Annotated in this window: 18 protein-coding genes; 11 read left to right on the forward strand and 7 right to left on the reverse strand. The window is 56.5% G+C overall.

Annotated elements, in window-relative coordinates:
* Positions 1-182: 182 nt before the first annotated feature.
* Positions 183-1,811, forward strand: a complete 1,629-nt coding sequence (locus EPG66_RS14945; RefSeq protein ID WP_182687373.1) for an isovaleryl-CoA dehydrogenase — start codon at positions 183-185, stop codon at positions 1,809-1,811.
* On the opposite strand, the gene bsmA is transcribed toward EPG66_RS14945, so the two are convergent.
* Both bsmA and EPG66_RS14955 read right to left on the reverse strand, forming a co-directional pair.
* Entirely contained in the window at positions 1,785-2,111 is a 327-nt protein-coding gene (gene bsmA / locus EPG66_RS14950) for a biofilm peroxide resistance protein BsmA (RefSeq protein WP_031592741.1), read from the reverse strand. The genes EPG66_RS14945 and bsmA overlap by 27 nt on opposite strands.
* Before the next feature lie 56 nt (positions 2,112-2,167).
* Entirely contained in the window at positions 2,168-4,099 is a 1,932-nt protein-coding gene (locus EPG66_RS14955; RefSeq protein WP_182687375.1) for a methyl-accepting chemotaxis protein, read from the reverse strand.
* Between the two features lie 158 nt (positions 4,100-4,257).
* Here EPG66_RS14955 and yjfP point away from each other — a divergent pair, with 158 nt between their 5' ends.
* Positions 4,258-5,007: an esterase gene (gene yjfP / locus EPG66_RS14960; protein ID WP_064704059.1), complete on the forward strand. Its 750-nt coding sequence runs from the start codon at positions 4,258-4,260 to the stop codon at positions 5,005-5,007.
* A 49-nt stretch (positions 5,008-5,056) separates the two neighbouring features.
* On the opposite strand, the gene EPG66_RS14965 is transcribed toward yjfP, so the two are convergent.
* Positions 5,057-5,263 carry a hypothetical protein gene (locus tag EPG66_RS14965; protein WP_010256150.1) on the reverse strand — a complete coding sequence of 69 codons (207 nt, stop codon included), beginning with the start codon at positions 5,261-5,263 and terminating at the stop codon, positions 5,057-5,059.
* Between the two features lie 405 nt (positions 5,264-5,668).
* On the opposite strand from EPG66_RS14965, the gene rpsF reads away from it, so the two are divergent.
* From rpsF to rplI, 4 genes are read left to right on the forward strand one after another with little or no spacing between them, the layout of a single operon-like run.
* Positions 5,669-6,064, forward strand: a complete 396-nt coding sequence (rpsF, locus tag EPG66_RS14970) for a 30S ribosomal protein S6 (protein ID WP_003855334.1) — start codon at positions 5,669-5,671, stop codon at positions 6,062-6,064.
* A gap of 6 nt (positions 6,065-6,070) precedes the next feature.
* Positions 6,071-6,388, forward strand: coding sequence for a primosomal replication protein N (gene priB / locus EPG66_RS14975; protein WP_031592744.1), 318 nt, complete (start codon positions 6,071-6,073; stop codon positions 6,386-6,388).
* A gap of 4 nt (positions 6,389-6,392) precedes the next feature.
* Complete coding sequence (gene rpsR / locus EPG66_RS14980) at positions 6,393-6,620, forward strand: 30S ribosomal protein S18 (protein WP_002210155.1); 228 nt, start codon at positions 6,393-6,395, stop codon at positions 6,618-6,620.
* 39 nt (positions 6,621-6,659) lie between these two features.
* Positions 6,660-7,109, forward strand: coding sequence for a 50S ribosomal protein L9 (rplI, locus tag EPG66_RS14985; RefSeq protein WP_039390559.1), 450 nt, complete (start codon positions 6,660-6,662; stop codon positions 7,107-7,109).
* A 79-nt stretch (positions 7,110-7,188) separates the two neighbouring features.
* On the opposite strand, the gene EPG66_RS14990 is transcribed toward rplI, so the two are convergent.
* Entirely contained in the window at positions 7,189-7,866 is a 678-nt protein-coding gene (locus EPG66_RS14990; protein WP_152551375.1) for a LysM-like peptidoglycan-binding domain-containing protein, read from the reverse strand.
* Positions 7,867-8,086: 220 nt separating this feature from the next.
* Between EPG66_RS14990 and bamJ the strand changes: the two genes are divergently transcribed.
* The gene (gene bamJ / locus EPG66_RS14995) at positions 8,087-8,707 is read left to right on the forward strand and encodes a BamJ family beta-barrel-assembly machinery protein (RefSeq protein WP_010256433.1); all 621 of its coding nucleotides are present in this window, start codon (positions 8,087-8,089) and stop codon (positions 8,705-8,707) included.
* A 44-nt stretch (positions 8,708-8,751) separates the two neighbouring features.
* Here bamJ and EPG66_RS15000 read toward each other — a convergent pair whose 3' ends face one another.
* Entirely contained in the window at positions 8,752-10,695 is a 1,944-nt protein-coding gene (locus EPG66_RS15000; protein WP_115758024.1) for a bifunctional 2',3'-cyclic-nucleotide 2'-phosphodiesterase/3'-nucleotidase, read from the reverse strand.
* Between the two features lie 293 nt (positions 10,696-10,988).
* Here EPG66_RS15000 and cysQ point away from each other — a divergent pair, with 293 nt between their 5' ends.
* On the forward strand, positions 10,989-11,732 hold the full coding sequence (gene cysQ, locus EPG66_RS15005; protein WP_031592749.1) for a 3'(2'),5'-bisphosphate nucleotidase CysQ: 744 nt from the start codon (positions 10,989-10,991) through the stop codon (positions 11,730-11,732).
* A 74-nt stretch (positions 11,733-11,806) separates the two neighbouring features.
* Here the strand turns inward: cysQ and EPG66_RS15010 are convergent, their stop codons facing one another.
* The gene (locus tag EPG66_RS15010; RefSeq protein WP_069025426.1) at positions 11,807-12,364 is read right to left on the reverse strand and encodes a YtfJ family protein; all 558 of its coding nucleotides are present in this window, start codon (positions 12,362-12,364) and stop codon (positions 11,807-11,809) included.
* Positions 12,365-12,678: 314 nt separating this feature from the next.
* Here EPG66_RS15010 and EPG66_RS15015 point away from each other — a divergent pair, with 314 nt between their 5' ends.
* Complete coding sequence (locus EPG66_RS15015; RefSeq protein WP_003855513.1) at positions 12,679-12,885, forward strand: DUF1107 domain-containing protein; 207 nt, start codon at positions 12,679-12,681, stop codon at positions 12,883-12,885.
* Positions 12,886-13,063: 178 nt separating this feature from the next.
* On the opposite strand, the gene paeA is transcribed toward EPG66_RS15015, so the two are convergent.
* A complete protein-coding gene (gene paeA, locus EPG66_RS15020) occupies positions 13,064-14,386 on the reverse strand; it encodes a polyamine export protein PaeA (RefSeq protein WP_010256442.1) in 1,323 nt (440 codons plus the stop codon).
* A 518-nt stretch (positions 14,387-14,904) separates the two neighbouring features.
* Between paeA and tamA the strand changes: the two genes are divergently transcribed.
* Entirely contained in the window at positions 14,905-16,620 is a 1,716-nt protein-coding gene (gene tamA, locus EPG66_RS15025; RefSeq protein ID WP_182687530.1) for an autotransporter assembly complex protein TamA, read from the forward strand.
* Positions 16,617-20,384 (forward strand): autotransporter assembly complex protein TamB, encoded by a 3,768-nt coding sequence (tamB, locus tag EPG66_RS15030; RefSeq protein ID WP_182687377.1) that lies wholly within the window; start codon positions 16,617-16,619, stop codon positions 20,382-20,384. Before tamA ends, tamB begins: the two co-directional genes overlap by 4 nt.
* Positions 20,385-20,386: the final 2 nt, after the last annotated feature.

Raw genomic sequence — 20,386 nt, forward strand, 5'->3', positions numbered from 1 at the left:
CAGGCATAACTGCGCGTCATTCGTATATACCCAAAGGATTTCGGGTTCCATTGAGGCGGCAAGAGAACGAATCCCGATGAGCTTACATGAGTAAGTGATTCGGGTAAGTGAACGCAGCCAACAAAAATGCAGCTTGAAAGACGACGGGTATACTTACTGAGTGACATCCGCGAGGAGTGGTTATGACCTGGACAACACACACCGTTTTTAATCAGCCCCATCCTCTGAGCAACAGCAACCTGTTCCTGTCTGATACGCCGCTCGGCGAGGCACTGTCACGCGAAGGCGCCGGATGGGACCGGGAATGGCTGGCTTCCGTAGGCCTACAGCTGGGCAGCGCCGAGTCGCTGGAGCTGGGCCGGCTCGCCAATGCGGAGCCACCGGAACTGCTGCGCTATGACGCCCGTGGCGTAAGGATGGATGAAGTCCGTTTTCATCCCGCCTGGCACCTGCTGATGCAGGGTGTCTGCGCCAGCCGCCTGCACAATCTCAGCTGGCAACCCACAGTACGTGAACAGGCCAGCGTGGCGCGGGCTGCGCGCTTTATTCTGCACGCGCAGGTTGAAGCGGGCACGCTTTGCCCGGTGACCATGACGCACGCGGCCATTCCACTGTTGCAGACTTATCTGCCCGCCGCGTTCGAAGGCTGGCTCGATCCGCTGCTCAGCGATCGTTACGACACCCATGCGCAGCCCGGCGACCAGAAGCGGGGTCTGCTGATCGGTATGGGCATGACGGAAAAACAGGGCGGCAGCGATCTGCTCACCAGCACCACCCGGGCCGAGCCGCTGGGCGCGCGCGGCCCGGGTGAAGCCTACCTGCTGACCGGCCACAAATGGTTCTTCTCGGTGCCGCAGAGCGATGCGCATCTGGTGCTGGCGCAGACGCCGGCCGGATTAAGCTGTTTCTTCCTGCCGCGCCTGTTGCCTGACGGGTCACGCAACGCCATCCAGCTTGAGCAGCTTAAAGATAAGCTTGGTAATCGCTCAAATGCCAGTTGTGAGGTGGAGTTTCGCGATGCGACCGGCTGGCTGCTGGGAGAAGAGGGCGAAGGCGTGCGGCTGATCCTTAAAATGGGCGGTATGACGCGCTTCGACTGCGCACTCGGCAGTCATGGCCAGATGCGGCGTGCATTCTCGGTGGCACTCTGGCATGCACATCAGCGCCAGGTGATGGGGAAAAACCTGGTGGATCAGCCGCTGATGCGTCAGGTTCTGGCACAGCAGGCGCTGCAGCTGGAGGGGCAAACCGCGCTGCTGATGCGGCTGGCGCGCGCCTGGTCACAACCGGCAAAACCGCATGAGGTCACGTTTGCCCGCTTATTAACTCCGGCTGCAAAATATCAGATCTGCAAAGCGGGTGCCCCGTTCGTCGCGGAGTCGATGGAAGTGCTGGGGGGCATCGGCTACTGCGAAGCGAGCGAGCTGCCGCGCCTCTATCGTGACATACCGGTCAACAGCATCTGGGAAGGGGCGGGCAACGTGATGTGTCTTGACGTACTGCGCGTGCTCACCCGTCAGGCAGAGGTTTCGGAGATGCTGAGTCAGGAATTTGAAGCGGTGAAAGGGAGTAATCGTCATTTCGATGCGCGCTGGCGTCAGTTACGGCTGCGAATGAGCAAAGTCCCCGAAGAGCAGGCGCGCGAGGTGACCCGCACGCTGCTGCAGCTTGCGACAGGCGCTCAGCTACTGAAATATGGCGAACCACCGCTGGCGGATGCCTGGTGCCAGCAGTGGCTCGATCGACGTGGCTCCCGCCCGCTTGAGACAGCAATCACAGACCGTTTACTGGCCCGCGCCTGTGGCAGGTGATGCGCCGTAAAGAATCGCGCTGGCGTACCAGAGACCGGGCATCACTGTTTCACTCAGCGCCACGATCTGATAGTAAGCCGCACCGGCCTGGTTAGCCCGGGTGGCCACGGCCCGCCCGGCATCATCCGGTGAGCCGCGCACGTTAACGGTAATATTGCCCAGCTTCGGCAAACCGCCACTCTGCGCCCGTGAAATTTCCTGCGCCTGTTGCGTCGGCGCGGGCGGTGCTTTTGGCGTGGTATCAAGCGCGGAACAGCCTGCCAGCAGCAGGCTTATCATCAGTAAATAAGCGAAACGCATAGCAAAACCCTCTTTCAGGACGAAGCATTAAGTGTATGCCATCGCCCTGAATGGCGTCAGGATTTAAGGCTAAATACACTGACCAGCTGGGTCAGGTGATGCCCTTTATCACTCAGGTTCTGCGCGCTGTTTTCCGCCTGTGTCACCAGTTCGCTGTTCTGGTGAGTTGCCTGGCTGATCTGGTTCATCGCCAGATTAACCTGGCCGATGCCTGCCGCCTGCTGCTGCGCCGCGACGTTGATCTCGCCCATCAGCGCCTGCACCTGCTCGATGTGGGTCACAATGTCGCTCATCGCATCGCGCGTCTGCTCAGATAACTGATGGCCTTCCGCTACATTGCTGATGGAGGTCGCAATCAGTCCATCAATCTCTTTAGCGGCCTGCGCAGAACGCTGTGCCAGCGCACGCACTTCTGCAGCCACCACGGCAAATCCACGGCCCTGTTCCCCGGCACGTGCCGCTTCAACGGCGGCGTTCAGCGCCAGGATATTGGTCTGAAAGGCGATCGACTCAATCACGTGGGTGATATCCGCAATGCTTTGTGATGAAACCTTAATTGCCGACATGGTGTTGACCGAGCGCACCACCGTCTGGCTGCCGTGACTGACGATATCGCTGGCTTCGGCCACCAGTGACATCGCCTGACGCAGGCTGTCTGCGGTGTGTTCAACCGTTGCGCCAAACTGCTCCATGCTGGCGGAGGTCTGTTCCACACTGCTGGCCTGACGTCCGATCTGCTCGCTGATGTTATGACTGCTGGCCGCGATGGTGTCCGTGCCGTCGCTGATCTCCTGCGCCGCGCCGCGCACCTGGCTGACGATTTTCTCAAGGCCATCGCCAATGCCGTTGATCGCAACGATCAACTGGCCCACTTCATCGCGACGCTGGGTATCCATATGGACCTGCAGATTCCCGGCGGCATACTGCTCCGCCAGATGGATCACCTGCTGCAGCGGACGGGTAATCGCCCGACGGCTGTACCAGACAAACCCCAGCGCAAAAACCACCACCAGAATCAGTCCGGTTATCAGGAACAGGTTACGGCTATGTGTAATCGGGGCGAGCAGGCTGGCCCGGTTAACTTCACCGGTGATCACCCAGTTCCAGCCCGGCAGCTGCTGCCAGGCCAGAATCTGTTGCTCGCCGTTGATCTCTGCCTGCAGCATGCCCTGTGGCTGAGTCAGCAGCGGCTGGAGTGTCGCGTCATCCCAGGCGGGTCGTTTTCTTTCGTCGTGCTGATCGAAAAGATACACTCCCTGCGTCTTGCCGGGGGTGCCGTTGAGCACAAAGAAATGACCACTATCACCCAGCTTGCGTGCCAGGATTTTTTCACGCATCAGCGCATACTGCTTATCAATGCCAACGCCGACAAACAGGATGGCGACGACCTTGCCACTCTCATCTTTTACCGGCTGATATTGTGTGATGTAGCGATGGCCGAACAGCGTCGCCAGCCCCTGATAGACGTCGCCCTGACTGACGCTTTTCCAGGCGGCGCCGTTGCGGTCAAGCTGCGTACCGATCGCGCGACTGCCATCCTGCTTTTTCAGCGAGGTGGAAATACGGATAAAATCATCGCCGTCGCGTACAAAAATGGTCGCCACAGCGGCGGTGCGTTCTGTGAAATCGTCTACCGCGGTCTGGTCGAGGTTCAGCGTTTTTAACCCGGCGCGCAGCACCGGCGTCGAAAAGGCGCCGACCTGCACCCGGGAGCCTTCATCCAGGCTAAAACGCTTAGGCAGGAAGCTGGTAAACAGACTTGTGTAGTGAGCCACCTCTTCGGTGAGGGTAGCATTGAACATGGTGGCCATTTCACTGATGCCCTGCACCTGGTTATGCATGTCATCAATGGCGAGATTTTCCAGCTGCCGCGAGGCGGTGTGGCTCTGGGTCAGTGTCAGAACCAGCAACAATAGCGCTACGCTGAAAGACGTCAGTACAGACAGCTTAACTCCAAGACTCAGGCCGCTGAGAGAGAGACGCTTCATAAATTACCTTTGATCAAATTAGGGGGACACAACATCAACGGCAAAGCGCGGGAAAAGTTTAGGCCGAAATCTGGCGACTAAACGCAGCAGGGGATTTCGTAAATTAACCCGCAGACGTACACTCAATCGGCACGCCTTGCCCCTTCTCAGGAGAGACCATGATTGAACTCACCACAGAAACGCTGGCCGGTATCGAATGCCTGCACGCCACGCCTGCCGGACAACGGCATCAGCCACTGCCCACCGTGCTGTTTTATCACGGCTTTACCTCTTCAAAAGAGGTCTACGCCTACTTCGCTGTCGCGCTGGCTCAGGCGGGGTTCCGGGCGGTGATGCCGGATGCGGATCTGCACGGCGCGCGCTATCACGGCGATGCCGATGCACGCCTTGGCCGCTTCTGGGAGATTCTGAAACAGAACATTGATGAGCTGCCGCTGCTGGAGTCGGCGCTGCGCGCTGACGATCTGATCGCCGGCGAGCGCTTTGCGGTGGCGGGCGCGTCGATGGGCGGCATGACGGCGCTGGGCGCGATGGCGCGTTATCCGCAGATTCAAAGCGTCGCCTGCCTGATGGGATCGGGCTATTTTATGCAGCTCAGTCAGTCGCTGTTTCCGCCGCTGGTGGCCGACACGCCTGAGCAGCAAGCGCAGTTTGCTGCCCGCATGGCACCGCTGGCGGACTACGATCCCTGCAACCGGCTGGAGGCACTGGCAAACCGTCCGCTGCTGTTGTGGCATGGTGAGGCGGATGAGGTGGTGCCCTGGGCGGAGAGCGTCCGGCTGGAGAGGGCGCTGCGGGACAACGGGCTGGCGCAGCATCTGACTTCGCTGTCGGAAAAACAGATTGGACATAAGATCACGCCATCAGCATTGACGGCGCTGGTCAGCTTTTTTAAACAGCAGCTATAAAAAATGAACGGGCGGAGAGTGAATCTGCCGCCCGTAAACTTACCGGCACTTACCAGTGCGCAGACGATTTCTCTGCTGCTCTGGCAGGCGCGTTGACCGGGTTCTTTTGTGGCGCATCCAGCCGATTAACGTAGATATAACCCGATGCCGCTTCGCTGCTGTGACTTCTTATCTGCTGCGCACAGTCAGCATTGCTGGCAAGAGCGGGTGGAGACAGGAAGAGACCCAGTAAAGTGGCGATGACGAACGTTTTCATGCCCGACTCCTCACTTCAGGGAACACACTCTGTTAGACGCCGATAAGCCAAACCGCAACGTCTGCATTAAGTTTAGCGACTGTGCACATTATCGCCAGATCGTCCGCCTGAACCTCTTTATCAGCTTTTTTGAACCTTTCCCGCTTAACGCGCTGTATTCACATGATTAGCACGAAAAGCTACCGTATATGGCACGCCGGATGGCATTTGTTGAAATGTGCGCTTGAGTTTAGCCGTCGCCGCCAGTATGATTACGCGTCAATTTTTCAGCCGCATTCTCAGGCTGTGTCCCACAAACGCTCGTGACAACGAACCTTTGTGGGACACAGCCTATAACGTTCCTTGCTTCCATGGGCCGCGGTTGACCCCGACAGGAGGCTGAATAATCCGTAAGGAGCAATTTCGATGCGTCATTACGAAATCGTATTTATGGTTCATCCTGACCAGAGCGAACAGGTTCCTGGCATGATCGAGCGTTACACTGGTGCTATCACTGGTGCAGAAGGCACGATTCACCGTCTGGAAGACTGGGGCCGCCGTCAGCTGGCTTACCCGATCAATAAACTGCACAAAGCGCATTACGTTCTGATGAACGTTGAAGCGCCGCAGGAAGCGATCGATGAGCTGGAAACGAACTTCCGCTTCAACGACGCCGTTATCCGTAGCATGGTTATGCGCGTTAAAAACGCGGTAACTGAAGCATCACCGATGGTTAAAGCGAAAGATGAGCGTCGTGATCGTCGCGAAGATTTTGCTAACGAATCCGCTGATGAGTCAGATGCTGGGGATTCTGAAGAGTAATCCATCGTGACGGTTAATCGACTGCGCTTGTCTGGCACTGTGTGCAAGACGCCGGTTCGAAAAATTAGCCCGTCAGGAATTCCTCACTGTCAGTTCGTGCTTGAGCACCGCTCAGTGCAGGAGGAGGCCGGGTTTCACCGGCAAGCCTGGTGTCGTATGCCGGTTATTATCAGCGGCAGTGCCCATCAGGTGATTACTCAACATATAACGGTCGGCACGCAACTCACACTCGACGGTTTCATTAGTTGCCATCAGGCACGAAATGGCCAGAGCAAAGTGGTGTTCCATGCCGAGCAGATTGAATTGATAGATTCTGGAGACTAGCCTAATGGCACGTTATTTCCGTCGTCGCAAGTTCTGCCGTTTCACCGCGGAAGGCGTTGTTGAGATCGATTACAAAGACATCGCAACGTTGAAAAACTACATTACCGAAAGCGGTAAAATTGTCCCGAGCCGTATCACCGGTACTCGTGCAAAATACCAGCGTCAGTTGGCTCGCTGCATCAAGCGTGCGCGTTACCTGTCTCTGCTGCCGTACACTGATCGTCATCAGTAATCGGCAACTGTCCATTAACGACTTTAAGAGGATAAGGTAATGCAAGTTATTCTGCTTGATAAAGTAGCAAACCTGGGCAGCCTGGGTGATCAGGTTAACGTTAAAGCGGGCTACGCTCGTAACTTCCTGGTACCACAGGGCAAAGCTGTTCCTGCTACCAAGAAAAACGTTGAGTTCTTCGAAGCACGCCGTGCTGAACTGGAAGCCAAACTGGCTGACGTTCAGTCTGCAGCAACTGCACGCGCTGAGAAAATCAATGCACTGGGCACTGTAACCATCACGTCTAAAGCGGGCGATGAAGGTAAACTGTTCGGTTCAATCGGTACCCGCGACATCGCTGATGCAGTCACTGCAGCAGGCGTTGAAGTGGCTAAGAGCGAAGTTCGTCTGCCGAACGGCGTTCTGCGCACTACCGGTGAGCATGAAGTAAGCTTCCAGGTTCACAGCGAAGTATTCGCGAAACTGAATGTGAAAGTAGTTGCTGGTTAATTATTAACTGAGCACTACACAAACGCCGGCCCTGTGCCGGCGTTTTTGTTTTTGTGCCTTTCAATCGCCGCTGTTCGCGTTACTGCGCGCGAATAAAGCTGCCGTCTGGCTGACGTGTAAACAGCACCGGGCCGTTTGCGCCATCGACCGTCAACCCTGTTACAGCCCCCTGCGCATCCTGACGGATTTTCACCTGCTGACCACTTTTCAGTGAGCTGAGTGGCTGATCGCTGCCTTCCACTCGCGCCATCGCAAACACATCATTGACCGGCAGACTGTTATCACGAAACAGCTGCGCCAGCGTCTGACCGGAAGCGATGGTCAGGTTGCGCCACTCGCCCTGAGAATCGGCTTTTGGCGTCTGCTGAGACGGTGAGGATGACGGCTGGCGGCTACTGTTGTTCTCATAAATATCCGCCTGCATCGGCACCTCTTTTTCCGTCTGGGGTGCGACCGGCTGCTCGACCGGATAGCGCAGCGTGCTGGCGGGCCAGAGGAACGCCACCAGCATCACCAGCAGTGCGGCCACAATGCCACGACGGTGCGGCGCAGGCAGCGGGTCCATCCAGCGAATGTGGTCGGTAAAATGCCAGATACGCTGAAGCCATGTCGGCAGGCGGGATGACGTGTCTGAAGCCATGCGGGGTTCCTCCTCTCCGGCAGGCTGCTTTAGCCTGCGTGCGGCCAGCCAGGTCTGCAGCCGGGATACAAGATGTTTTGCACGCATCCTGCGGCGTCGTGGGGCTATCTGGCCCATGTTTGCTCTCTTATTCGTGTGCTACAGAGGGGGTGATCCCCCCCGATAGTTATAGTATGGGCAATACCGGCGCGAAGTGCCTGCCAGCATTGATAAAATTGACGGCTCTATTGTTTCTCTTTCCCCGGCAAAAGTCATCTGCGATGCAGGGCATTTTACGCCAGCGGCCTGCGCTGCTATGCTGCCGGTTCGAATTTATCCGAGAGTGAAAGGAACGAAGATGACTACCCCTTCTTTCGACAGCGTCGAAGCACAAGCAAGTTACGGTATTGGTTTACAGGTTGGCCAGCAGTTGCTGGAATCTGGTCTGCAGGGTCTGCAACCAGAAGCACTGCTCGCGGGTCTGCGCGACGCGCTGGAAGGGAACTCGCCGGCCGTACCGGTTGATGTGGTTCATCGCGCACTGCGTGAAGTGCATGAACGCGCTGAAGGCGTGCGTCGTGAGCGCACCGAAGCCATGGCCGCAGAAGGTCAGGCGTTCCTGCAGGAACATGCGCAGCGTGAAGGCGTGAGCAGCACCGAATCAGGCCTGCAGTTCAGCGTGATTACGCAGGGCGAAGGTCCAATCCCATCACGTCAGGATCGCGTACGCGTTCACTACACCGGTAAACTGATCGACGGCAGCGTATTCGACAGCTCTGTTGCCCGTGGCGAACCGGCGGAATTCCCGGTAAGCGGCGTGATCCCAGGCTGGATTGAAGCGCTGACCCTGATGCCGGTTGGCTCAAAATGGGAACTGGTGATCCCACAGAACCTCGCGTATGGCGAGCGCGGTGCGGGTGCCTCTATCCCACCATTCAGCACCCTGATCTTCGAAGTCGAACTGCTGGAAATTCTGTAATTCTGGACGCTGCAACCCCCCCGGTTGCAGCGTTTTCCCCCGCCTTATTTCTGCTGTAAATTCACCTGCCACAGAGCAAAGCCGATCGCATCTGTCCCTTTGGGCTGAAGCGGATATTGCGCATGCTGCTTAATAAATCCGGTCGCTTTATCACCCGGTGCCGTTTCAAACTGAATGTCGAGCGGGGTAGATGAGGTAATCGGTGCCAGACGCCAGTTATTGTCCGCCTTCGGCTGAACTTCACCGTGCGCTTTGGTTTCCGCGCTGATATAGGCTGCAACCACGGAACGGTTCTCATCCGGCGAGGCAAAGGCGATGTATTTATCCCCGGTGCCGGCAAACTTGCCGCCGTAAGCGCGATAGTTATTGGTCGCCACCAGGAAGGTCGCCTGTGGATCGACGGGTTTACCCTGCCAGCTAAGCTGACGGATACGTGAGGCCTCAGGATGGATCAGCTGACACTCTGCGTCGTAGCGCGCGGGCTGGGTCACATCAATCTGGTAATTAACCCCGTCAATCACATCAAAGTTATAGGTGCGGAAATCCCAGTTGATCAGCGACTGCGTTTTCGTACTGTGGGGATCGATCTGATTAAACTGGCCCGCTGAGCACTCCAGCCACTCTTTTACCTGCGCACCGCTGACTTTCATGACCACCAGGGTATTGGGATAGAGATAGAGGTCGGCCGCGTTACGGAAGGTCAGCGCGCCTTTCTCCACTTCGACATAGCTTGCCGGATCGTTTTTACGTCCGCCCGCTTTAAACGGCGCAGCAGCAGAGAGCACTGGCAGGCGGCCCAGATCCGGATCGCCCTGAATGAAATGTTCCACGTAGGCGCGCTGGGCATTATTGACGATCTGTACCGTCGGATCGTCCTGTACCAGCGACAGGTAGCTGTACATCACATCGGCGGACTTGCCGATGGGCTTCGCCACAAACTCCCGCGTGGCGCGGTGATCGTCAGCCAGTACCTTCACCAGCGCCGGATCCTCTGCCGCCAGCGATTTCTTCGCTGCGGTGTCATAGATTGGCCGCGCCTGTGCTTTGCCGCTGCTCACCTGCCAGCGTCCGCCCTCATTGTTCAGCACCAGGTCAACCACGCCAAGGTGATCGCCCCACATGCCTGGCATCACCGCCGGAATACCGTTCAGGGTGCCGTTGGCGATATCTGCGCCCTTGATGTCAGCGAAATCCTTGCCGGGGAAGACCGCATGCGCATGACCAAACAGGATGGCGTTGATGCCTTCCACCTGGCTGAGATAGTAAACCGAGTTCTCCGCCATCGTGTGATACGGCTCGCTGCTCAGGCCGGAGTGGGGGATAGCAATAATCACATCGGCGCCCTGTGCGCGCATCTCAGGCACGTAGCGGCGAGCCGTTTCGGTGATGTCATCGACGCGTACCTTGCCCTGCAGGTTGGCTTTATCCCACACCATGATCTGCGGCGGCACAAAGCCGATATAACCTATCTTCAGGGTCTGCGTCTTGCCTTCGCGATCAACCACCGTAGTGGATTTGATGAGGTAAGGGGTAAACAGCGGTTTGCCGCTCTTCACATCAATCACGTTGGCGTTCACATAGGGAAAACGCGCGCCTGCCAGCGCTTTTTTCAGGTAGGGCAGGCCATAATTGAATTCATGATTACCGAGGTTACCGACACTGTAATCCAGCGTGTTGAGCGCCTTGTAGACCGGATGGATCTCGCCCTCACGTAATCCTTTGGCCGCCATGTAATCACCCAGCGGGCTGCCCTGAATGATGTCGCCGTTATCGACCAGCAGGCTGTTTTTCACCTCCTGGCGTGCGGCGTGGATCAGCGTGGCAGTTCGCACCAGACCAAACTTCTCGGTTGGCGTGTCTTTGTAATAGTCGAAATCCATCATATTGCTGTGCAAATCGGTGGTTTCCAGTATCCGCAAATCCACCGTCGCCGCCTGAGTGGCGATGGAAACGCTCAGTGCCAGTAACATCATTCCGGGCTTAAACATGCTTGCTCCTGCTGCAAAATAAATAAGGATCTCAAAATAATGTAAAAGCATGACAGATAGTCATTTTAAATCGTGATGGGTATAACGTTTTGGCGCATCGGTCAGCGACGGATTCTTAAACGATGGAGGCGTAGCGGCACAGGCGTGGCGATAAATGGGTAACTATGATATTGATATATCTATAAATTGAATCGCCGGAGTGCCTGTAAATGGGTACTTCAGGCGGAACTGCTAAAATGTCACTATCTGACGATGAGCTGATCCGGCAGCAGACAGACACAATGAGGTGAAAAATGTTAGAGCAAATCTGCCAACTGGCACGCGAAGCAGGCGACGCGATTATGCAGGTCTATAACGGTGCCGCGCCGCTTGACGTTTCTCACAAATCGGATGATTCGCCGGTGACCGCCGCGGATATCGCTGCGCACGAAGTGATCCTCGCAGGCCTGACACAGTTAACGCCTGATGTGCCGGTGCTGTCAGAAGAAGATCCGCCCGCCTGGGAGGTGCGTCAGCACTGGCAGCGCTACTGGCTGGTCGATCCGCTGGATGGAACCAAAGAGTTCATCAAACGTAACGGCGAATTTACCGTTAACATTGCGCTGATCGAAGCGGGCAAGCCGGTAATGGGCGTGGTCTATGCGCCGGTGCTGGGCGTGATGTACTCCGCTGCAGACGGCAAAGCGTGGAAAGAGGAGGGCGGTCAGCGTGAACAGATTCATGTCCGTGATGCGCGACCTCCGCTGGTGGTGGTGAGTCGTTCACATGGCGACGACGATGAGATGAAAGAGTATCTGAAGCAGTTAGGTGAACATCAGACCGTCGCGACCGGATCCTCACTGAAGTTCTGCCTGGTGGCAGAAGGAAAAGCCCAGCTCTATCCCCGTTTCGGACCCACCAACATCTGGGATACGGGCGCGGGCCATGCCGTGGCGATGGCGGCGGGCGCGCATGTGCACGACTGGCAGGGTAAAACTCTGGACTACGCGCCGCGCGAATCCTTCCTTAATCCTGGCTTCCGCGTTTCACTGTTTTAACGCTGTCTGAGCGCTCAGCCTGCTGAAGGCTGAAACCCCGGCGGGCGATTCTCTTCCCACCGGGGCTTCAGCGATTAATCCTTCAGCAGGGATGTGACCAGCGTAATCACTTTCGTCACTTCATCCTGCGTCAGCGATCCATCCTTCACAAATTTCACCTTACCCTGCTTATCCAGCACCACAATGGCGGAACCGCCCGGCTGTAACTGCCAGGCATGCTGCACATTGCCCTTGCTGTCGACGACAAACTGCGACCACGGATATTGCTGCTTGTTGGTCTCGACGCTGCTGCGTACAAACATGCCCGTACCGGGAATGGCATCATCTGTATTCACGATGGTGGTGGTCTGATAGCGATCATGCGGCAACTTCGCGGCCTTAATCGCCTCGATCAATGCGGCATTCATCTCTTTAGCGGATGAGCGACCCGCGATGTGCTGAACCACGCGAACTTTTCCGCTGAGCTGCGCGCTATTCCAGTTTTTGTAGCTAAACTTATCCTGCTGCAATAACAGCTCGCCTTTGTCGTTCACGCCAACGGCCGGTACCCGCATATCCTGCCTGAGGTCATGAGCCATCACGCTTGCCGGTATCAGTAAAGACAACGCTAAAGCTGCCAGAATTATTCGCATTGCTATTTCCTTGAGTGATCAGACCAGTTAGTCATTTTACTGCAATAGTAAGCAGGGATGATGCGCCTGTCCTGGAAAGGTGTCAGGTTTGTTATGGCCGCCACAATTCCTTAACCAACGAAGGTTTATACTGTGTTGTGTGAGCCTGATAACAGAGTGTTCTGTAATGATGTGTCAATTCAGTAAAAAAAATCACTTTTAGGAACATTAGTAGGTTTGAGTGTTCTATAGTTATCGCGAATTCGCGCTTCATGGGCTGGAACCAAATTTGGAAACGGCGAAGCGTGCTTAAAAATGTACAGGAGTTAGTCAGTATGAAGATCTTCCAGCGCTATAATCCGCTACAAATAGCGAAATATGTAAAAACGCTGTTCAAAGGAAGGTTGTATATCAAGGACGTCGGCGCGTTCGAGTTCGACAAAGGGAAAGTATTAATCCCGCGCGTCAAAGACAAACAGCACCTGAGCGTGATGTCAGAAATTAACCGCCAGGTCGTTCGTCTCAAACTTGAGTTCAACTAATCATAAGGGCGCCCTCGGCGCCCTTAGTGTCTGGCCAGTCAGGCCATTCTATTTGTTACTCTGAACCTGAGCACTGCTCACAATTCTCACAGACTACGTCTGCTTCGGATTGTTCCGCGCTGTCCGTGTTCAGACTGCCTGAAGCAATTATACCTGCTGGGCCAGGTTGCTGGTCATTCTACTCTTCTTCGCTTTTTGTCATGCTCAGCACCGGTGGTCGTTCATCGATGCGGGTGACCAGCAGCTGATCGATGCGATAGCTATCAATATCCACCACCTCGAACTTATAGCCAGCAAACTTCACAAAATCGGTACGCTTCGGAATCTTGCGCAACATATACATCATAAAGCCGCCGATGGTTTCGTAGTTACCTGACTGCGGGAAATCATCAATGTCCAGCACGCGCATCACGTCATCAATCGGCGTACCGCCTTCAACCAGCCATGAATTCTCATCGCGCGCCACAATCTGCTCTTCCATACCCTGACCAACCAGATCGCCCATCAGCGTGGTCATTACATCATTCAGGGTAATAATGCCTACAACCAGCGCATATTCGTTCATGATCACCGCGAAATCTTCTCCGGCGGTTTTAAAACTTTCCAGCGCTTCAGAGAGCGTCAGCGTGTCCGGCACGATCAGCGCTGAGCGAATCTGCAGGCCGCTGTTCAGCGCCATGCTCTGATTACCCAGTACGCGCAGCAGCAGCTCTTTGGAGTCGACATAGCCAACGATATGGTCGATATCGCCGCTGCAGACCAGAAACTTCGAGTGAGGATGCTGGGCGATTTTGGTCTTGAGGCTGGTCTCATCTTCATGCAGATCAAACCAGACGATATTCTCACGTGAGGTCATGGAGGAGGGAACGGTACGTGACTCCAGCTCAAACACGTTTTCAATCAGCTCATGCTCCTGCTTACGGAGCACGCCAGCCAGCGCACCGGCTTCCACCACCGCGTAGATGTCGTCGGAGGTGATGTCATCTTTACGCACCATCGGCAGCTTGAAAATACGGAAGAAGACGTTAGCCAGGCCATTAAACAGAAACACCAATGGACGCATTATCAGCAGGCAGAAACGCATCGGGTTGATGATGCGCAGCGCGATGGTTTCCGGTGCGACCATGCCGACCCGCTTTGGGGTTAAGTCAGCAAACAGGATAAACAGGCTGGTGACAATGGTGAAGGAGCAGATAAAGCTGAGCTGCTCCGCCAGTTCCGGCGAGACAAACCGGTTAAACAGGCCGCTGAAAACCGGTGAAAACGCCGCATCGCCGACAATACCCCCCAGGATGGCGACGGCGTTGAGGCCAATCTGCACCACGGTGAAGAACATGCCCGGCGTTTCCTGCATTTTCAGCACGCGCTGCGCATTTACGTTGCCTTCATCGGCCAGCAGTTTCAGTTTGATCTTACGGGCGGCCGCCAGCGAGATCTCCGACAGGGAGAAAAAGGCACTGATTACGATCAGTAACAGAATGACAAGTAAGCTATCTAACATATGAGATCCAAAGGGTTATCCACTTGTCATTTTTGGCCTGGGCAGCGTGGGTAAGCGCAAACAGAGTTGGTTTATCCGTGAAACAAAGCTATCCGTGCCAAAAATGTCTGCGCCAGTTCGACAACAAACGCCATGTCGGGGCAGAAATGAAAACAGGCGGCATGCCTGTGGTGGCCGATTATAGCAGGAGCGCTCATCGCGCCGCCAGAGGGCAAACCGCTGCTTAAGGGCGCATTAGCAGCCAGAGCGGCCGGTTACAGACTCGGATTTATCTGAGTGAGTCATATCGGACTGATCATTCCGACCCGCAGGAGTTGTATCGCTCACCCCATTTACCGACAATAGCCCCGTTATTTGACTTAGATGTCAGTGTTGCTCCGCCGTTTGCCATAAAGTGCGGCTATGATGAGGATGTTGCCGTTGCGGTAGTGCGGGCAAAGAAGATTAATAAGCGCCCCGCGGAAAAGGGGCCGGCATGATTAACAGGAGTACAGGTGCCACGATTTTATGTTTATTGCATGGCTGGCCTGCTGCTTGCCGCGCCCGCCCTTGAGGCGGCAACAGTGCGATTACAGGTAGACGGCTTATCCGGGGATCTGCAAAAGAATGTCAGAGCGCGTCTGTCCACCATCGGCAGCGATGAGGTCTCTAATGATGGCCGCTTTCGCGCGCGCGTTTCTGTTGCGATAAAAGAGGGGCTGCGCGCGCTCGGTTATTACGAGCCCACCATCGATTTCGAATCCCGCCCCGCGCCTGCGCAGGGTGGACGACCGGTATTAGTGGCACATGTAACGCCTGGTGAACCGGTAAAAATCGGCGGCAGCACGATTGTGGTCGAAGGCGATGCGCGTAATGACGCGGATTACAAAGCCTGGGTGAAGCAGGGACGCCCTGAAGTGGGCAGCCAGCTTAACCACGGGCAATATGACAAATTCAAAAGCGGCTTCTCTAATCTCGCACTGCGTAACGGCTATTTCGACGGCACGTTTAAAAAAAGCCAGCTTGGTGTCTCGGTGGAGCGGCGTGAAGCGTTCTGGGATATCGACTACGACAGTGGCGAACGCTATCGCTTCGGCGACGTCACTTTCCAGGGATCGCAAATTCGCGAAGAGTACCTGCAAAACCTGGTGCCGTTTAAAGAGGGAGACTACTACAGCTCCCGCGATTTAGCCGAGCTGAATCGCCGCCTCTCCGCCACCGGCTGGTTTAATTCGGTGGTGGTCGCGCCGGAATTCAGCAAGGGACGACAGACCAAATTCCTGCCGCTGAGCGCAGTAATGTCACCCCGCACCGAAAACACCATTGAAACCGGCGTCGGCTATTCCACAGACGTCGGTCCGCGCCTGAAAGGGACCTGGAAAAAACCGTGGATCAACGACAGCGGTCACAGCCTGGCGGCCAGCGCCTATGTTTCCGCGCCGGAACAGCAGGTCGATCTCAGCTATAAAGTGCCGCTGCTGAAAAGCCCGCTTGAGCAGTACTACACCTTCTCCGGCGGCCTGAAGCGCACCGACCTCAACGACACCAAAGCAGATACCACGACGCTTGCGATGTCGCGCAACTGGGACAGCAGCAGCGGCTGGCAGAAGGCGGTCAACCTGCGCTGGAGCCTGGATCACTTTACTCAGGGCAGCGTGACCAACACCACTATGCTGCTCTATCCTGGCGTCAGCGTAAACCGCACCCGTTCCCGTGGTGGCCTGATGCCGACCTGGGGCGATTCACAGCGCTATTCGGCAGACGTCTCTGATACCACCTGGGGTTCAGACGTCGACTTCCTGATCCTGCAGGCGCAAAACGTCTGGATCCGTACCCTAGGCGACAGTCATCGCTTTGTGGCGCGCGGCAATCTGGGCTGGATCGAAACCAACGACTTCGACAAAGTGCCGCCGGATCTGCGCTTCTTTGCCGGTGGTGACCGCAGTATTCGTGGCTACAAATACAAAAATATTTCACCGCGCGATGATGACGGCAAACTCACCGGTGCATCAAAACTCGCCACCGGATCGCTGGAATATCAGTACAACGTCACCGGGAAATGGTGGGGCGCGGTGTTTGTCGACTCGGGCGAAGCGGTTAACGACATCAAGCAAAGTAACGTCAAAACCGGTGCGGGTGTCGGCGTGCGCTGGTCTTCACCGGTTGGCCCAATCAAATTTGATATCGCCAGACCCATCGGGGATGACGAAGAGCATGGATTACAATTTTACGTAGGGCTGGGGCCAGAACTATGAAGCTGTGGAAAAAGGTCCTGATCGGCATTCTGATCTTTCTGGTCGTGCTGTTGGGCGGCGTAGCATTTTTAATCGGTACCACGCCTGGGCTGCATTTAGTGCTGAAAGGTGCGTCGCGCTGGGTGCCGGGCCTGTCAATCAAACAGGTCGATGGGGGCTGGCGTAACCTGACCCTTAACGGTCTGCGTTACGAAATGCCTGGCGTCAGTGTCGATGCCGGGCAAATTCATCTGGCGGTGGATCTCAACTGCCTGCTGCACTCCTCCGTGTGCGTTAACGATGTCTCCCTGCGCGATATCAGCGTGGTGGTCGACAGCAAGAAAATGACGCCAGCCGCACCAGCGCCGGAAGAGGAGAGTGGCAACACTAACCTCAGCACGCCATACCCCATCACGCTGCGTCACTTTGGCCTGCACAATATCAATGTCAAAGTTGATGACACCGCAATATCGCTGCTCGACTTCACTACCGGCCTGCAGTGGCAGGATCGTGCGCTGACGCTGAACCCGACCCATATTCAAAGCCTGCTGATTGCGCTGCCGAAAGCGGCGAAAGTGGTCAATGACGAGGTGGTGGAGCCGAAAGTCCAGCAGCCACATCCTGCTGAAAAACCGCTGGGTGAAACGCTGCAGGCGATGTTTGCGCAACCCCTGCTGCCTGAGATGCCTGATTTCCGTCTGCCGCTGGATATTGAGGTGCAGCAGATTCTGGGTGAACAGCTGCGCATTACCGGCGACACCGATATTTCTGTGAGCCGGTTGCTGCTGAAAGCCAGAACCGCTGACCGCCAGATGCAGCTCAGCACGCTGGAGGTGGACTCGAACCTCGGCAACCTCAAGGGTAGCGGTCAGGCGACGCTGGCGGATAACTGGCCGGTCGATTTCTCCCTTAACGGCACAGTGAATACCGATCCGATTAAAGGCGAAAAGCTCGCGCTGAAACTTAATGGCGCGATGCGCGACGAGCTGAAGATGGGGCTGAACCTCTCCGGTCCGGTGAATGCCCAGCTGGACGCTACGACCCAGCTGGCGGTGGCGGGATTGCCGCTGTCACTGAAGCTGACCAGTCCGCAGTTACGCTGGCCGCTGACCGGTCCGGTAGCGTATCAGGCGGATAACCTGGACTATCAGTTCAAAGGCAAAGCCACCGACTATGTGATGTCGCTGCAGACCGCCGTGAAGGGTGAATCTGTACCACCGGCGACGATCTCGCTGACGGGTAAAGGCAACGTTGAGCAGTTCAGCCTCGACCGCCTGCGCGTGGCTGCGCTGCAGGGCAATATCGATCTCACCGCGCTGGTGGACTGGAGCAAGGCGATAAGCTGGCGCAGTGAACTGACGCTGGCGGGAATTAATACCGCTAAACAGTATCCCGACTGGCCAGCACGGCTGGATGGCAAAATCACCACCCGCGGCAGTCTGTATGGCGGCAGCTGGCAACTGAGCGTGCCGCAGCTACAGCTGAAAGGCAATGTGAAACAGAACGCCGTGACCGCTGATGGCTCCCTGACCGGTAACAGCTACAACCAGTGGACGGTGCCGGGCATTAAGCTGGCGCTGGGACGCAACCATCTGGATGTTAAAGGGGCGCTGGGCGACAGTCTGGATCTCGATGCCAGCATCGACGCGCCCCAGCTCGACAATGCGCTGCCGGGTCTGGGCGGCGTCATCAACGGCACAATAAAAGCGCGTGGCACCCTGAAGGCACCGCAGCTGCTGGCCGATCTCAATGCCCGTGGTCTGCGCTGGCAGCAGATGCAGATCAATCGCGTCACCCTGAATGGCGACGTCCGTTCCGGCGAGCAGGTGGCGGGTAAACTGCAACTGCGCGTCGAGCAACTGAAGCAGGATGCGCTGAACATCAGCCTGCTGACGCTGAATGCGGACGGCAATGAGCATCAGCATCAGCTGAAGCTCAATGTGCAGGGCAAACCGGTCTCTGGCCAGCTGGCGCTGAACGGCAGCTTTGATCGCCAGACCGAGCGCTGGAAAGGGTCGCTGAACGACACCCACTTTGATACGCCAGTCGGTGAGTGGCGTCTGACCCGCGCCATGGCCATCGACTATCTGAACAGCCGCCAGACGGCAACCATCGGGCCGCACTGCTGGCAGAACCCCAATGCGCAAATTTGTGTGCCGGAGCCGGTTGAAGCGGGCCCGGCAGGCAAGGCGCATGTGGTGCTGAATCGCTTTGACCTGGCGATGGTGAAGCCGTTTATGCCGGATGCGACTCAGCTTAGCGGCCTGTTCAGCGGCGACGTGCGCGTCAACTGGACTTCCGATGGCAGCCTGCCGACCGGTACCGTGGCGCTGACGGGCAACGGCGTGAAAGTGGTGCAGGATGTGCAGGGCAACAATCTGCCGATCGCCTTTGACACGCTGAACCTCAATGCCGCGCTGCGAAACGGACGCGCCCAGCTCGACTGGCTGATCCGCATCGCCAATAACGGTCAGCTGGATGGCAATGTGCAGATCGACGAACCGCAAAACCGCCGTACGCTGGGCGGTAACGTCAACATCCGCAATGTCTCGCTGGCGATGCTCAATCCGGCGCTGATGCAGGGCGAGAAGATCAAAGGCAGCCTGAACAGCAGCCTGCGCCTGGGCGGCAGCGTGCAGCAGCCGCAGGTATTTGGTCAGCTTGGCCTGACGGGTGTGGATGTGGATGGCAACTTTATGCCGGTTGATCTGACCAGTGCCAACCTGAATCTGGTATTTAACGGCATGAGCTCCACCCTGAACGGGCTGGTGCAGACCGGGCAGGGCAATATCAACCTCAGCGGTAACGCAGACTGGAGCCAGCTCGACAACTGGCGTGCGCGCATTGCGGCGCAGGGTAGCCGGGTTCGCGTGACCGTGCCGCCGATGGTGCGCATGGATGTCTCGCCGGATCTGGTGTTTGAAGCGACGCCAGCGGCCTTTAATCTTGATGGCCGGGTCGATATTCCATGGGCGCGCATCACGGTGCAGGAAGTACCGGAAAGCGCCACCGGCGTCTCGTCGGATGAGGTGTTGCTGGATAAACAGCTGAAGCCGATTGCACCGCAAACCGCCGCGATTCCGATTAACAGCAATCTGGTGATCCACGTCGGCAACGATGTGCGACTCTCTGCGTTTGGCCTGAAAGCGAAGCTGAATGGCGATCTGAAAATGGTGCAGGATAAGTCAGGACTCGGCCTGAACGGTCAGATCAACATTCCGTCCGGTCGCTTCCACGCTTATGGTCAGGATCTGATCGTGCGTAAAGGCGAGCTGCAGTTTGCCGGTCCGCCGGATCAGCCTTACGTCAACCTGGAAGCCATCCGTAACCCGGATGCTACCGAGGATGGCGTCACCGCGGGTCTGCGCGTCACTGGCCTGGCGGATGAGCCAAAAGCGGAAGTCTTCTCCGATCCGGCGATGTCGCAACAGGAAGCGCTTTCCTATCTGCTGCGCGGTCAGGGATTGGGCAGCGACGGCGACAGTAACGCCCTCACTTCAGCACTTGTTGGCTTAGGGGTTGCACAAAGTGGGCAGGTTGTGGGTAAAATCGGGGAGACATTCGGTGTCAGCAATCTCGCTGTTGATACTGCCGGTGTTGGCGACAGCCAGCAGGTGCAGGTCAGCGGCTATGTGCTACCGGGTCTGCAGGTAAAATACGGTGTTGGCATATTTGATTCACTGGCGACGTTAACCTTGCGTTACCGCCTGATGCCTAAACTCTATCTGGAAGCCGTATCCGGTGTGGATCAGGCTCTCGATTTGCTCTATCAGTTTGAGTTTTAGCA

The organism is Pantoea pleuroti (assembly GCF_014156615.1).
Classification (GTDB): Bacteria; Pseudomonadota; Gammaproteobacteria; order Enterobacterales; family Enterobacteriaceae; genus Pantoea; species Pantoea agglomerans.